Below are 13,200 nucleotides of genomic sequence, written 5' to 3'. Positions count from 1 at the left end.
TCGAAGCCCCGATCTGACTATGCCGCCCCCGCCTGCTGACGCAACACGAGAGAGACAGCAGCCAGCGACGCAGGTTGGCCAGTCGACCGTGAGCGCTGAAATCTCACAACTGCCCCCTCACGCCTACGCGTTTAGCTACTCTTAACCAAGGAACCGGAATACCAGGAGGGCGGACAGTGACTCGCCAGCAATCAGGATCATTTACCTCCGGATACGAAGAGTTCTGGAGGAAAACGAAAGGCGAAATTCACAGCGCCGTCGCAACCAATTCAATCATCCTGGATTCCAATTCAATCCACAGCCTGTACAGAATGAACAGAGAATCCAGAGAGGAGTACCTCACAGTCCTAGAAGAACTCTCGCCTCGCATTTTCATTCCAAGGCACGTGGCGGACGAGTTTCACAAGAATAGGCTGTCCAGCGTCGACACCCACATCAACGGCATGAAGGCAAAATCGAAGACGGTAAAGGAGAAGGCGGAGGAACTCCGCTCCGCGATCCGTGATTTTGCCCGCCTTCGCTCACTTGCTTCAGGGCGAGAGTCCGAGTATCTGGCGCCCTTTAATGCGGCCATCGCTCAGATCACCGATGAGATCACAAAAGAGGTCACCGGATTTGACCTCAACACAGGACGTTTGGCTTCGGATGACCCCATCCTTCAGCGTCTCGCTACCATCTTCAATGGGCGAGTAGGAGACGGCTTCGACCCCGAAGAGCTGAAACAGGTCACAGCAGAGGCACTGGAGCGAGCTGCGGCAGAAATCCCACCCGGATACAAGGACGTCCAAGAGAGGGGAGATAAGGGGGTCGGGGATTACGTGATCTGGCGAGAGATGATTAATTACGCCAGCTCCAATCGCCTCCCCATACTTTTTGTCTCCAACGACGTCAAGCCTGATTGGGTTAGGATCCAATGTGGCCTCACCATTGGATCGAGGCCCGAACTCGTACGGGAGATGAGAGAGAAGGCCGGGGTTAATTTTCTACAGATTCCGCTTCCTCAATTTCTTGCGGCAGCCTCGGCCGTTCTTCAAGTCTCAGTTAGTCAAGACACTATTGATCAGGCGAGCGAGCGGATGCCGGAAGGGATCAATAGGCTGGTGCACGACTATGAGCGAGCGAGAACCGACCTTTCGGAGGTGGACGCGCTCCTAAGCGTCGCAAAGGAGCACAGAGAAGCCGCTATGGCTCTACGAGCCCGTGCGCAGCACACCCTCGCCGAGGTGTTGAATACGGAAGTCACCGGAGAGGCATCAAGCGCCCACGTACAAGCCTTGCTCGCTCAGACGCAGACCGAACTGGCCGACGCTAGCATGCGAGCTGATTCGGTGAACACTGAGTTTCAGGAATTGAGAGCGGAACGCAAAAGGATTCTCAATAAACTCAGCCACCTCAGCAGAAAACTCAGGTCGGCAGGGATAAGGGAACCGTTTCGCGGTTGATGGGACCGAATGGCACACCTGGTTATAGACGGAGACGCCTGGATGTAGCCCACTACATGCCCGCTACGCTGGTTCGCACCACCTAGAAACGGAGAGTGCTCGGCGGATGGGACCGAAGACAACCAAGGTCTATGAGACGCTGCGCCAGCGGCTTGCCGACGGTGTGTACGGCGGCCCCGGTGACAAGATCCCCTCTGAACGCACGCTGACCGAGGAACTGGGCATCGGCCGGACGGCACTCCGGCAGGTGCTTGCCCGTCTCGTGGCCGAGGGCGCCCTGGAGGTTCGGGGGCGCAGTTCATACCGGGTGCCGGGCGCCGTGAGCGTGAAGGCGCCGGACGGGCTGGAGCCGTGGCGCATCCATGGCGAGCGCGACCTTTACGACAACCAATGGGTGAAGCTTCAGCTCTGGGACGTCGAGCCGCCCGGCGTGAAGCGGTTCGAGCACCACGTGGTCAGGCTTCACCGCGTCGCTGTCACCGCCGTTCTGGACGACCAGGACCGCGTGCTCATGATGTGGCGCTACCGCTTCGTGCCCCAACAGTTTGGTTGGGAGCTCCCGGGCGGCATCGTGGACTCTGGCGAGGAGCCAGTGGACACCGCCCTGCGGGAAGTACTCGAAGAGACCGGATGGCGCCCGAAGGCGCTGGAACACGTCGTGAGCTATCAGCCCATGGTCGGCATGGTCGACTCACCTCACGAGATCTTCGTCGGCCACGGGGCAGAGAGAGTCGGTGAACCGACCGACCTGGAGGAAGCCGGCCACATCGAGTGGGTTCCCCTCGCGGACATTCCGGGGCTCATGGCCCGCGGTGAGCTGATGGGATCCGGCACCCTGATTGCCTTGCTGCACATCCTGGCCAACCGGCGCGCGCAGGGAATCACAGCCGCGCGCTAAGCATGTCGACACGACGGCGCTGCCGCACCGAACTGGTGCGGCCCGCCAATAGCCGGGCCTGCCTCAGATGAGTGTGGGCGTCGTCGTATTCGGCTCGCGTCAGGTGCGCGTGCGCCAAGTCCGTGTGCAGTCCAGCGCGCGCCCGGACGAACGACGGATCCATGTCTTCCAGCGCTCTGTACAAACTCGTGACCGCGTCGCTGTCACCGAGCATGGCGAGCACGTTGCCTTGCCACCGGGCAAGGTGGGTGCCGTTCAAGAAGATGCTCAGCATGTCCGGGTCCCTGTCTTCCGGTCCGGCCGGGATGATGGCCAGGGCCGCATCGAGCGCCCGTCGGGAGTCGTCCGGCATACCGGCGTATGCGCACATCTCCGCTTCAGCCGCGTGAAGCCACGCCCGCAATCGGGCTGAACCCGAATGGCCAACGGTGCGCCGCGCGTCCCGTACGAGGTCGACCCCGAGGGCAGGTCGACCGGCCTCGCAGAGCACGTACGCCTGTTCCGCCATGGCGTGGGCGAGGTACATCGGAGCCTCAGCGTCATGCGCCGCTCGCTTCGCGAGTTCGTAGTGGCGCCATGCCCGTTCGACCGCTCCGGAGTCGATGGCCTGCCACGCCGCGAGGGTCGACGCACCCGCGAGGGCCAGGGCAACAGGTCGGCGTGCGGACGGCAGCACGGCGAAGTTGAGCGCGTCTTCCAGTGCGGCAAGGTGCCCTGTCATCTGGTCGACCAGACCGGCCGCGCCCCTCTGCCTGTCCATGGTGCGGAGTAACTCCGTCTGGTCGTTGAACGCCTGCACCATGGACTCTCCGACACTGCCGGCCGCATCAATCCGGCTGAGCAGTTCGTCGTAGCCGTCGACCGAAGCGGCCACCGGCGCCGGTACAGCACCCCTCAGCTCCGCGTCAGTGACGCCGAGGAGCTTCCGCAGAATCCCCGCATACCGGTCCGAGAGCGTGCGCTTCCCGTTCTCCCACTCCGACACGTACACGCGCAGGCTCGCGGTGGAGGCAACATCCGTGACGTTCTTCCGGGCGTACTGCTCGATCTCGCGAACCAGTCGCTCCTGAGACCAGCCGCGCGCCGTCCGTGCGCTTCGAAGTCCTGCGCTCACAGATCACCGTCCGACGGTTGAGGCCTTCACTGGCGCTCTCAGCATGCCGCACGTTGCCGCAGGTCAATAGGGGTTAACAGGCCGGTTGTTAAGCACTGTTGGCTACCGACAGCCCTGCTCTGCGCGGTCTTCTGTAGAGGCACCGCAGGGAACGAACGCCACCCGAAATGGCGAAGCACCTTGACTCTGGTGCGCACCAGATGCAGTCTATTGGTGCGCACCAGTTGGCGGACCTCGTGTCCGATCTGCGGTGTGCATCAACGGACGCTGCACTTCGAAGCGGCGCCAAGGGGCCCGGGACAGAGCGGGCCGAGGGCGGACCCGACCCTTGTCATTCGGGACGGTTTAGACCGAAAGGTCGCGTCTCCATGCGCCTGAAACGGGAGCTCGTGTTCCCGAAGGAGACAGCACACACGTTCAGCCTTTCCGCAGCTCATCGGCTGCGGCCGGTTGCCTCCGCTGCACGTCTCGCACGTGCAGCGCTGAGGGGAGCCGGATGTTCCGACTTCAACGGCGCGCGCCCCCGGAGTTGCAGCTCCGGGGGCGCTATTTGGGCCGTTTCACCTGCTAGGGAGACCACGACCCATGAACCACATCGTCAATGTTCAGGACGCTGTTACCGCGTTCGCCGACTTCATGGAGCCGACGGATGCGGAGCTGGACGCGATCGAGCGGGAGATGCCCGTGATCCTGGCGGACGTCGACCTGTTGGACGCGCATATCGCCACATTCGACCGCACGCCGACGGAGCTGGACGCGCGCCGCATCCGCCGGGCCCGCCGGCGGGCGCTCGCTGCACGTGTCGCGCTGATCAACCGCACGAACGAGAGCCTGCCGGGCGGTGCCGCGTGAGCACGCAGACGCCGACTCCCAAGGGCTTCGCCTTGGTCCTGATCGTCGCGGGGGTGGTCCTCGCGTTCACCGCTTCCCTCGCTGCCCTGATCAGCGGTCACCGATCGCTGATGGCCGCTGCGGCTGTGGGGTTCGCTCTCCAGCTCGCCGGATGGGTGGCCCACGGCCGCCGCCACGGGGGTGCGGCATGAACCTTCACCGCAAGGGACGCGCCGCCCTGGTCCTCGCGCTGGTCGTCGTGGTCGGCATGGCGTTCCGGGTGTCTTGGAACGCCCTGCGGGACATCGCCGGCGCAGTCGGCGCCGACGAGACCGCCGCGATGCTGTATCCGTTCGTTGTCGACGGCCTGATGGCCCTGGCCCTGATCGCCACCCTGGTGCTCACCGACGACGCGCGGAAGTTCGCGCTGCGGGTGCTGGGCACCTACACGCTCGCTTCGCTGGTCCTCAACTACGTGCACGGTCTCGTGCCGGAGCTCCACAGCGACGGAGGCGCCCGGGTCGACTGGACGCGGCTGGCCGACTGGGACCCGGCGAACTGGGCCCTGGTCCTGCTCGCCACATCGCTTCCGGTCGGGTCGATCTACTTCGGTTCCGATCTGGTCGCCAAGGTGCTGCACCACCGGCCCACCCCGATCCCGACCGCAATCACGAACGCGGAGGAATCTACCGAGAACGTCATTAAACGGTCTACGGCTGACCTCCCCGAATCGACCCACGCGCCGATCACAGCGACGCTCGCACGGGTGCCCGATCAGGGCCCGGTCGGGCACCTGAAGCCCTCCCCGATCCTCAAGCCGATCCCGCAGGGCGCCCCCGCCTCGCTGGTCCCGATCGAGCGGCGCGCGGTGCCTGCCGCGTCGACTCGCTCCCGTCGGGCGACCGGCCGACTCCCTGACGCGGTGAAGTCGCCCCGCCCCAAGCGCACCCCGGATCAGTTGCTCACCGAGGCGCGTACGGCGACGGCTGAGTGGCCGGACGCGAAGGTGACGGCCGAGGGCATCCGCCGGGCGGTGCGCACGTCGCCGGCGAACGCCCGGATGCTGCGCGACACCCTGCTCGCCGAACGCGGCGCCGGGCCCGCTGAGGCGGTCGCCTGATGTCCGGCGTCTACGGCCGCTGCTTCGACCCCACCGGGGCCCGCCACGGCATACCCACCTACCCGTGGAAGCTGGCCCCGGACGGGTTGGCCACGCGCCGCCAGTTACGCGCTCAAGGTCTGCGCCCGGGTGGTCAGCCGGTCGCGGCGCAGGCCATGCGCATCAACCGCCGGACCGGCACACCGCGGGTGGCCTACCTGTACCGCGTAGACCTGGCGCTGCCCGTGCGGCCGATGACCTCGCGCAAGTGGGGCGCCCTCGCGCTCGCGATGCATGCCCGCTGCACCTGCCCGGTCTGCGGCATGACCTACAGCTACTGCCTGCCGACCTCGCTCGGCTGCTGCGTGCTGTGCGCCTACCCCGACACCCCCGCCACCGCCGCGTGAGCTGCGGTAACTCATCCACGGAGACTGGTGTGAAGACCACTGTCCGCACGCACAAGATCCCCGGATACGGCCCCACCCTGCGCACCGCGACACGGCTGACCGAGCAGGCCGTGCCGGTCGTGAACCGGGCGGTTGCCGGCACCATGCCGGACGTCGAGGTGATCCTGACCAACGAGCGGGGCATGGCCGAACTGATGGCCGCCGCCGACGTCGCCCTCGCCGGCGCCCTGGACCGGCGCACCCTCGCCACCGCGGAACGCGCCGCCCGCAAGACCGCCCGGGACATCCAGGCCATCGCCACCCCCCGCCCGGACGGAAGCGCGCTGGTCCTGATCGACGTCGACAAGCACCCCGCGCCGGCCGAGTTCGCCGTGACGATCATTCACGAACTGGTCCACGCCATGCAGTTCAGCCGCAGGGGCGTGCTCGAACGCTGCGTCGCCAACGTCCGCGACCGGTACCGCATCGAGCGCATGTCCCGCCGACAGGCCCGCGAACACGACCGGCTGCTCGACCAGGAAGAGGCCGAAGCCTACGGCCACGAGTACCTCGCCAACCGCATCGTCCCCGGCGCCCACCCCTGACAGGAGACGCTCCCCATGACCGAGAACGTCGTTCCCCTGCACAAGACTCCCAAGGACCAGGCAGCCACGGACGCGACGGTCACCACCCTGACCGTCGTCTCGGACACGCAGGCCGCGCCTGTCATTCCGCTGTGGGTGCGCTCCGGCCGGGCCGTGAAGCGGCTGGTCACCGACGACCGCACCACCACCACCGCCCGCGCAGTTGCCCGCCACACGCTCTACGTCGTCGGCGGCACCCGGGTCGTCAGCCGCCGCGTGTGGGACAGCCGGACCTCCGCCCGCTACGAGCGCTACATGCGCGCCGCCGAAGCGGCGGGAAACCTGGAACTCGCGGCCGAGTGGGAGGAGCGCGGGCAGCGGTTCCGCGACGCCCGCCACCGGCGGCGCATGGACCTGCTCACCTCGCCCATCGACGCGGCCAAGGGCGCCGCGGCCGGCGTCGGCATCGGCGTCGGCGGGCTGCTCGCCCTCGGGATCGCGCTCGCCGTGGCGACGGAGGACGCCACCGACGTCGTCACCCCGTTGATGGCGGTCATCAAGCTGATCGCCCTGCTTATCACCATCGTCCAAGTCATCTGGCCCTACGCCATCACCATCGGCCCCCTGCTCGCCCTGCTCGGGCTGTGGGCGGTTGGCAGCAAGCAGCAGGCCGCCCCCGCGTGGGCGATGCCCGCCACCGTCCGCAACAGCGAGGGTGAGCCGATCACCCCGTCCATCGTGGTCAAGGCCCTGCGCGACCTCGGAGTGCCGGCGCTGCGCAATGCCATCAAGGACATGGGTGATGCCGGCGCGTCCATGCTCGGGCCGATCCGGATCGCCGGATGCGGCGTCGAGGTCGACGTCGCCCTCCCTTCGGGGGTGGCGACGAACGAGGTGCAGAACCGGCGCCGCAAGCTCGCGGAGAACCTCACCCGGCACGAACACGAGGTGTTCATCAACATCCCGCAGGCCGCCCGTACAGTCCGGCTGTGGATCGCCGACTCGGGCGCGCTGGACGAGCCGATCGGCCCGTCGCCGCTGGTCACCGACGACACGATCAGCGCCGACTACGCCAAGGGCAAGGCCCCCTGGGGTCAGGACCTGCGCGGGGACGCGGCGGAACTGAGTGTCTATCAGCGCCACCTGCTCATCACCGGCCGCTCCAACCAGGGCAAGACAGCGTCCCTGCGCTCGCTGGCGCTGTGGCTTGCGCTGGACCGCTCCGTGCAGTTCTGGATCGCCGACCTCAAGGGCGTGGGCGACTGGAGCATGTTCGACGGGATCGCCGACGTGCTGATCGAGGGCCCCTCCGATGACCACGTCATCCAGGCCACCGACATGGTCGAGGCCGCGGTCGAGGAGATGAACCGGCGGATCGAGGCACGCCACACCGACCCGAGCGCCGTGTTCCCGCCGCTCATCGTCACCGTGGACGAGGCGCAGGTCGCGTTCATGTGCCCGGTCAAGGGCGAGGACGGCCGCCCCTACGGCGGCGCCAAGGCCGTCTCCCGCTACTTCATGGCAGTGCGCAAGATTCACAACCAGGGCCGTGCGGTCGACGTGCTGATGTGGCAGGGCACGCAGGACCCCACCGACCAGAACCTTCCCAAGCTGGTCCGCGAGGGAGCCCACACCCGCGCTTCCCTCGTGCTCGGGACCGAGCAGCAGTCCCGGATGGCGCTCGGGGACAAGGCCGTTGACGACGGGGCCGCGCCGCACCTGCTGCGTCAGGGCCTGGACAAGGGCACCCTCGTGGTCGCCTCCGACGGCATCAAGATGCCGGCGGGCCAGTCCTCCATCACGGTCCGCACCCACTTCATCGGCGACGAGCCGGCCGCTGAGATCGCCGCTCGTGCCAAGCTGCTGCGTGCCGGCGTCACCACCCTGCGCGTCGTCGACCAGGCCGAGGAGCGCGATCACCTCGCCGACGTCGCGGCCGTGATCGGTGACACGCCGCGGCTGCGCACCGATGAGGTCCTCAAGCGGCTGCACGCGCTGGACACGGCCGTCTACCGCGAGTGGAACAACGGCCGGCTCAAGCGGCTGCTGGAGGAGCACGGCGAGGAGCCGAAGAAGTCCCACGGCGTCATGGTCGTGCGCCGCGACGACGTCGCCCGCGCCCTCGCCAACCGCGACGCCGACGGTTCCGCTTCCGCCTCCCAGTAGCGGGGAGCAACACCGGTCCGGCGCGGGGAGGCGGGGAGAACTCCCCAAACCCCTCCCCACACCCGCCTCCCCGCGCTGATCAGTACAAACATCGTTTCAGGGAGGCGGGGAGGCGCCCAGCTCAGACCCCTGAAACACCCCTCCACAGCGCTCCCACAAGGGGTGCCCCCGCCTCCCCAGCCGAGCACCGAAAGGGATTCCGCATGCACTCCCACACGCCCGGCGGCCCGCCGGGAATCCTCGCCCCGCACATCCCCGCCGACGCCTACCGCCGCGCCCAGGACACCGGGGCCCCGGTCGTGATCGTCGTCCACACCACCGACCCGAGCGGCATCCCGTGGCGCCGCCTGCTGATCGCGGTCGGTGTCGCCGGCGCCGCCGCCATCGGCTGCTGGGGACTGGTCGCCGCGCTGTGCGCGCTGCTGGACGCCACCGCCCACGCCGCAACCGTCATCGCCGCCGCGGCCGGACCCATCGGCATCGGCGGGATCACCCTCAAGTGCTCCCGCGCCAAGTAGCCCACTCCTTCCCCCGAGCCGTCCGGCGGCTCGATGCGCGCGGCCCGCCGGCCGCCGCGCAACCGGCACACGGTCGCCCCGTATCCCCGAGGCTGCCCCGCGCCCACGCCCACCGCCCTCACTCCCTCCACCAAGCGCAGGGGGCAAAGGGGCCGCAGAGGGGATGTCCGGCCCCCGACCACGCCAGAACAGGCTCACTACCTGCGCAAACCCCGCCTGGCCGAATCGCGCCCGCAACACCTAGCGCAACACCTAGCGCAACACCTAGCGCAACAGCTCGCCCCGCCCGAGCTCGCACGATGGCCGGCCACAGCGACGACAACACGGCCACTCGCACGCCAGGCTCCAACCACCGCCCCTACAGCCCCTGCTGACTCAGGAGAGGTCTGCCATGCCCGAGGAAGAGCTGTACTGCGACGACTGCGCCGACTACGGATGCCCCGGTCACCGCGACTGCGACCAGTGCTCCGACGACATCTGCAACGAATGCGGCGGCTGCGCCTGCCCCGAGACCAACTGCCCCGGCTACGTCGCCCACTCCACCGGCACCGACTTCTAGCAACGCCAAGGGCGGCCCCCTCTCGCCAAAGACCGGGCCGCCCTTGCCAACCAGACCCACCAAGGAACTGGAGATACCCCAGCATGACGCAACCCACCACCCTCCCGCGAGCCTTACCCGCGGGAGCTCCCGCCGCGAACGGGATGCGGTTCTACCTGACCACCCACAAACGGCACTGGCTCCGCTGGACCGACGTGCCGCTGTTCTTGAAGTCCGAGCACTGGGACCGTGCCGTGAAGTGGGACGTAGCCCAGGGCCCCTACGCGGTCGACTCCGGCGGGTTCATGGAGCTGAAGGACAAAGGCACCTGGACGCGCCCGCCCCGCCACTACGTCGACTCCTTGCGCCGGATCTGGGAGCACGTCGGCCCCTACGATTGGGCCGCCCCGCAGGACTGGATGTGCGAAAAGGCCATCATCGAGGGCGGTTGGTTCGGCGGACAGTACTTCGTCGGCACCCACCTCAGCGTCGCCGAGCACCAGCGCCGCACCGTTGAGAACTTCCTCGAACTGCGCTCCCTGGCCCCCGACCTGCGCATCGCGCCGGTCATCCAGGGCGACACCGTGCCGGCCTACGAGCACTGCGTGGAGCTGTACGAGAAGGCGGGCGTAGACCTGCGGGCCGAACCGATTGTTGGGCTCGGCTCAGTGTGCCGGTTGCAGTCCACCCGCCAGGGCGCCGCGATCGTCACCGCGATGGCCGCACACGGTTTCAAGCTGCACGGCTTCGGCTTCAAGATCCTCGGTCTGGAACGTGTCGGGCACCTGCTCGCCTCCGCGGACTCCGCCGCGTGGAGCTCCCACGCCCGCCGCCGCCCGCCCCTGCCCGGACACAGGCACAAGAACTGCGCGAACTGCATCGACTACGCCTTGAAGTGGCGCGAGCGCGTCATCAGCTCGATCCCCACCCACCGCCAGACGCTGCTGATCGACCGGAGGGCAGCATGAACTCACTGGACATCGCCCTGGAGTTGGCCGAGAGCGGGATTCCGCCCCTGCCTCTGCGCCATGGCAAGGTCCCGTTCGGTAACTGCCGTGCTTGTGCGCAGAACGCGTGCGGCGGCCGGCCGAACATGAAGCGCGGCGGACCGTGCTGGTGCCCCGCTCCCTGCCATGGATGGGCCGCCGCTACCACCGACCTGGACGTCCTCACCTCGCGCCGGTGGTTGCGCGCCTGGCGTCATGCGGTGGCCGTGGCCTACCACCCCGGCGGTGCCGGCCTGACCGTGGTCGACCTTGACGACGAGGCGGCCATGGAGTGGGCCCACCACGCGCTGCCCGGCACGCGCACCGTGACGACCACGCGAGGTCAGCACTGGATTTACCAGGGCACCATGCGGTCCGTGAACGCGGTCCGTCCTGGTGTGGACATCAAATCCACCATGGCCTACGTCCGGTGGCTCGGCACCGGAACTGGTGCCATCACGGCGCTCCCGGACATCGTGCGCGAGCTAGCCGCGGAGAAACCCCCGGTCGTCCGGCCGGTGACGCAGGCCGTCACCGCGTCCGCATCATCTGGCGGCGGGCAGTGCCCGCACCGCACCCCGGCCTATCTGGACCGTGGCATCGCCATGGCCGAGCAGGCCATCACTGAGGCCCGCAGCGCGGTGCACGCCACCGTCTACCGCACCTTTCTCGCGGTGCTGTCCAGGCACGGCCGGTGCGGCTGCCTCACCGATGCCCACATCGCGCGGCTGTTCACCGCTGCGCAGGCTAAAGGCGAGTCCCCGCGGCATTGCGTGGACGCGTGGGGCAACGCCCTGACCACGTTGGGACTGTGACCGTGTCCGACGACGAGAAGGACCCCGCCCGCAAGGTCATCACCGACTACGCCCAGTCCCACTTCCGGTACTTCCGCACCGTGGACGGGACCGTGTACGCGCAGCGCACCGGCCACCCCGTGGCCCGCCCGATCCGCTCCCAGGGCACGAGCGGGAGCCACCGCCAGGAACTTATGGTCGGTCTCTTTCGCGACGGGGTCGGCATCTTCAACGGAACCGCTCTCAAGGAGGCGTTGGATTTGATCGAGGCACTCGCCCTGACCGAGCAGGTACAGCCCACCCACATCCGCGTCGCCCCCGGATTCGACGGCGCTACCTGGCTCGACCTCGGCCGCGACGACGGCCAGTCCGTCCGCATCCACCCCACCGGCTGGGACATCCGCGTCCCCGACCCCGAGGAGGTGTGCTGGCGGCGCACCCAGCTCACCGGGGAGCTCCCCCTGCCCGCCAAGGACACCGACGGCAAGGGCATCGATCACCTGATGCGGCTGTGCAACTTCGCCGACGCCAAGACCGAGGCCCTGGCCATCGCGTGGCTGATCGGCTGCCTGGAGCCGTCCGTACCCGTCCCGGCGCCGTTCCTGACCGGCCCGCAGGGAGCAGGTAAGTCGACCGGCGGGCGGATGTTGATCCGGATCGTGGAGGGGATGAGCGGTGACCTGCGGCGGGCGCCCAAGGACGAGGAGAACATGATCACGGCGGTGGCGGCCGGATGGGTCACCGCCCTGGACAACCTCTCCCACCTGCCCCCGGACCTGTCCGACCTGATGTGCTGCATCATCACCGGGGCCGAGAGCATCAAGCGCGCGCTGTTCACCGACGGCGACGTCGTCCGCTCCCGCTACCGCCGCCCGATGCTGCTGACCGGCATCGACGTCGGCGTCATCCGCCCCGACCTCGCCGAACGCCTCCTCACCCTGCGCCTGGAACGCCCCCGGGTGCGGCGCACCGAGGCCGAGCTGTGGGCGGAGTACGCCGAGATCCTGCCCCTCGTTCTCGGCTCCCTGCTCGACCTGACCGTGAAGGTGCGTGCGGTGCAGGCCGAGACGCCGACCGATCTGCGGATGGCCGACTTCGCGCACCTGTGCGCCCAGCTCGACGCCGCCACCGGCTTCGGGACGCTGGAGGCGTACCGGGCCAGCCTGGACGACCTGAACGACGACGTCATCGAAGGTGACCTGCTGGCGCAGACGGTCCTCAAGCACGCCGCCGGCCTCACCCCAGGCGAGGAAGAGCGGATGACGTCGGCGGAGTGGCTGCACGCCCTGACCGCCCTCTACAGCGGCGAGGAATGCCGCCCCCTGCCCAAAGGCTGGCCCACCACAGGCAAGGTGCTCTCCGACCGGCTGCGACGCATCCAACCCACCCTCGCGGCGCGGGGCGTCCTGGTCGACTGGGGACGCACCAGCGCCGCCCGCTACATCGAACTCAGCCTCCCCGCCCCGCCCCCGCCGCCCGAGCAGCAGGCCGCGTTCTAGCCGCCCCCGGCCAGACGGACAAGCAAGAGGAGCACGCGTCGCCCCGGGTGGGTGCTCCTCTTGCTGGTTCGGCGGCGCAGCCGCCCTGCAAGGGTCGCGCCGCGAAGCGGCCCGTTCTTCAAGTCCTGAGGGGGCACGTAAGAACACAGACCAGCCCCCTTCTTTGTCCTAAGTAGGGAAGGTCTGCGTCACTGCGTCACCACGGGCCCGACGGACGGCCGCTGACCTGCGCCTATAGACGGTGACGCAGACGGCGAATCCTGCGTCATCCCGCGTCATCAGCGTCACCCCGTGACGAGAGCCCGTGACATCGGTGACGCACGGCCCATCCCGCTGCGTCACCGA

Annotated in this window: 14 protein-coding genes; 13 read left to right on the top strand and 1 reads right to left on the bottom strand. The window is 68.1% G+C overall.

The window, feature by feature from the left end; genetic code table 11:
• Positions 1-176 precede the first annotated feature (176 nt).
• Positions 177-1,442 carry a PIN domain-containing protein gene (locus tag OHT76_RS14475; protein WP_328871229.1) on the top strand — a complete coding sequence of 422 codons (1,266 nt, stop codon included), beginning with the start codon at positions 177-179 and terminating at the stop codon, positions 1,440-1,442.
• Positions 1,443-1,548: 106 nt separating this feature from the next.
• The gene (locus tag OHT76_RS14470; RefSeq protein WP_328871228.1) at positions 1,549-2,340 is read left to right on the top strand and encodes an NUDIX domain-containing protein; all 792 of its coding nucleotides are present in this window, start codon (positions 1,549-1,551) and stop codon (positions 2,338-2,340) included.
• Here the strand turns inward: OHT76_RS14470 and OHT76_RS14465 are convergent.
• The gene (locus OHT76_RS14465; protein WP_328876531.1) at positions 2,324-3,331 is read right to left on the bottom strand and encodes an XRE family transcriptional regulator; all 1,008 of its coding nucleotides are present in this window, start codon (positions 3,329-3,331) and stop codon (positions 2,324-2,326) included. The genes OHT76_RS14470 and OHT76_RS14465 overlap by 17 nt on opposite strands.
• A gap of 708 nt (positions 3,332-4,039) precedes the next feature.
• On the opposite strand from OHT76_RS14465, the gene OHT76_RS14460 reads away from it, so the two are divergent.
• The 11 genes from OHT76_RS14460 to OHT76_RS14410 all read left to right on the top strand — a co-directional run bounded on the left by OHT76_RS14460 (position 4,040) and on the right by OHT76_RS14410 (position 12,855).
• Positions 4,040-4,306 (top strand): DUF6284 family protein, encoded by a 267-nt coding sequence (locus OHT76_RS14460; RefSeq protein ID WP_328871227.1) that lies wholly within the window; start codon positions 4,040-4,042, stop codon positions 4,304-4,306.
• A complete protein-coding gene (locus OHT76_RS14455) occupies positions 4,303-4,497 on the top strand; it encodes a hypothetical protein (protein WP_328871226.1) in 195 nt (64 codons plus the stop codon). The genes OHT76_RS14460 and OHT76_RS14455 overlap by 4 nt, the downstream gene beginning before the upstream one ends.
• Positions 4,494-5,405 carry a DUF2637 domain-containing protein gene (locus OHT76_RS14450; protein ID WP_328871225.1) on the top strand — a complete coding sequence of 304 codons (912 nt, stop codon included), beginning with the start codon at positions 4,494-4,496 and terminating at the stop codon, positions 5,403-5,405. Before OHT76_RS14455 ends, OHT76_RS14450 begins: the two co-directional genes overlap by 4 nt.
• Entirely contained in the window at positions 5,405-5,791 is a 387-nt protein-coding gene (locus tag OHT76_RS14445; protein ID WP_328871224.1) for an RRQRL motif-containing zinc-binding protein, read from the top strand. Before OHT76_RS14450 ends, OHT76_RS14445 begins: the two co-directional genes overlap by 1 nt.
• Before the next feature lie 29 nt (positions 5,792-5,820).
• Positions 5,821-6,375, top strand: coding sequence for a hypothetical protein (locus OHT76_RS14440; protein WP_328871223.1), 555 nt, complete (start codon positions 5,821-5,823; stop codon positions 6,373-6,375).
• 15 nt (positions 6,376-6,390) lie between these two features.
• Complete coding sequence (locus OHT76_RS14435; RefSeq protein ID WP_328871222.1) at positions 6,391-8,520, top strand: FtsK/SpoIIIE domain-containing protein; 2,130 nt, start codon at positions 6,391-6,393, stop codon at positions 8,518-8,520.
• A 203-nt stretch (positions 8,521-8,723) separates the two neighbouring features.
• Positions 8,724-9,038, top strand: a complete 315-nt coding sequence (locus tag OHT76_RS14430) for a hypothetical protein (RefSeq protein WP_328871221.1) — start codon at positions 8,724-8,726, stop codon at positions 9,036-9,038.
• A gap of 391 nt (positions 9,039-9,429) precedes the next feature.
• Complete coding sequence (locus tag OHT76_RS14425) at positions 9,430-9,597, top strand: hypothetical protein (protein ID WP_328871220.1); 168 nt, start codon at positions 9,430-9,432, stop codon at positions 9,595-9,597.
• Positions 9,598-9,680: 83 nt separating this feature from the next.
• Positions 9,681-10,544 (top strand): deazapurine DNA modification protein DpdA family protein, encoded by an 864-nt coding sequence (locus OHT76_RS14420; protein WP_328871219.1) that lies wholly within the window; start codon positions 9,681-9,683, stop codon positions 10,542-10,544.
• A complete protein-coding gene (locus OHT76_RS14415; RefSeq protein WP_328871218.1) occupies positions 10,541-11,377 on the top strand; it encodes a bifunctional DNA primase/polymerase in 837 nt (278 codons plus the stop codon). Before OHT76_RS14420 ends, OHT76_RS14415 begins: the two co-directional genes overlap by 4 nt.
• A 2-nt stretch (positions 11,378-11,379) precedes the next feature.
• A complete protein-coding gene (locus tag OHT76_RS14410; RefSeq protein ID WP_328876530.1) occupies positions 11,380-12,855 on the top strand; it encodes an ATP-binding protein in 1,476 nt (491 codons plus the stop codon).
• The last annotated feature ends 345 nt before the right edge of the window (positions 12,856-13,200 follow it).

The organism is Streptomyces sp. NBC_00287 (genome assembly GCF_036173105.1).
GTDB lineage: Bacteria > Actinomycetota > Actinomycetes > Streptomycetales > Streptomycetaceae > Streptomyces.
This window is presented reverse-complemented; position numbering and strand designations above follow the sequence as displayed.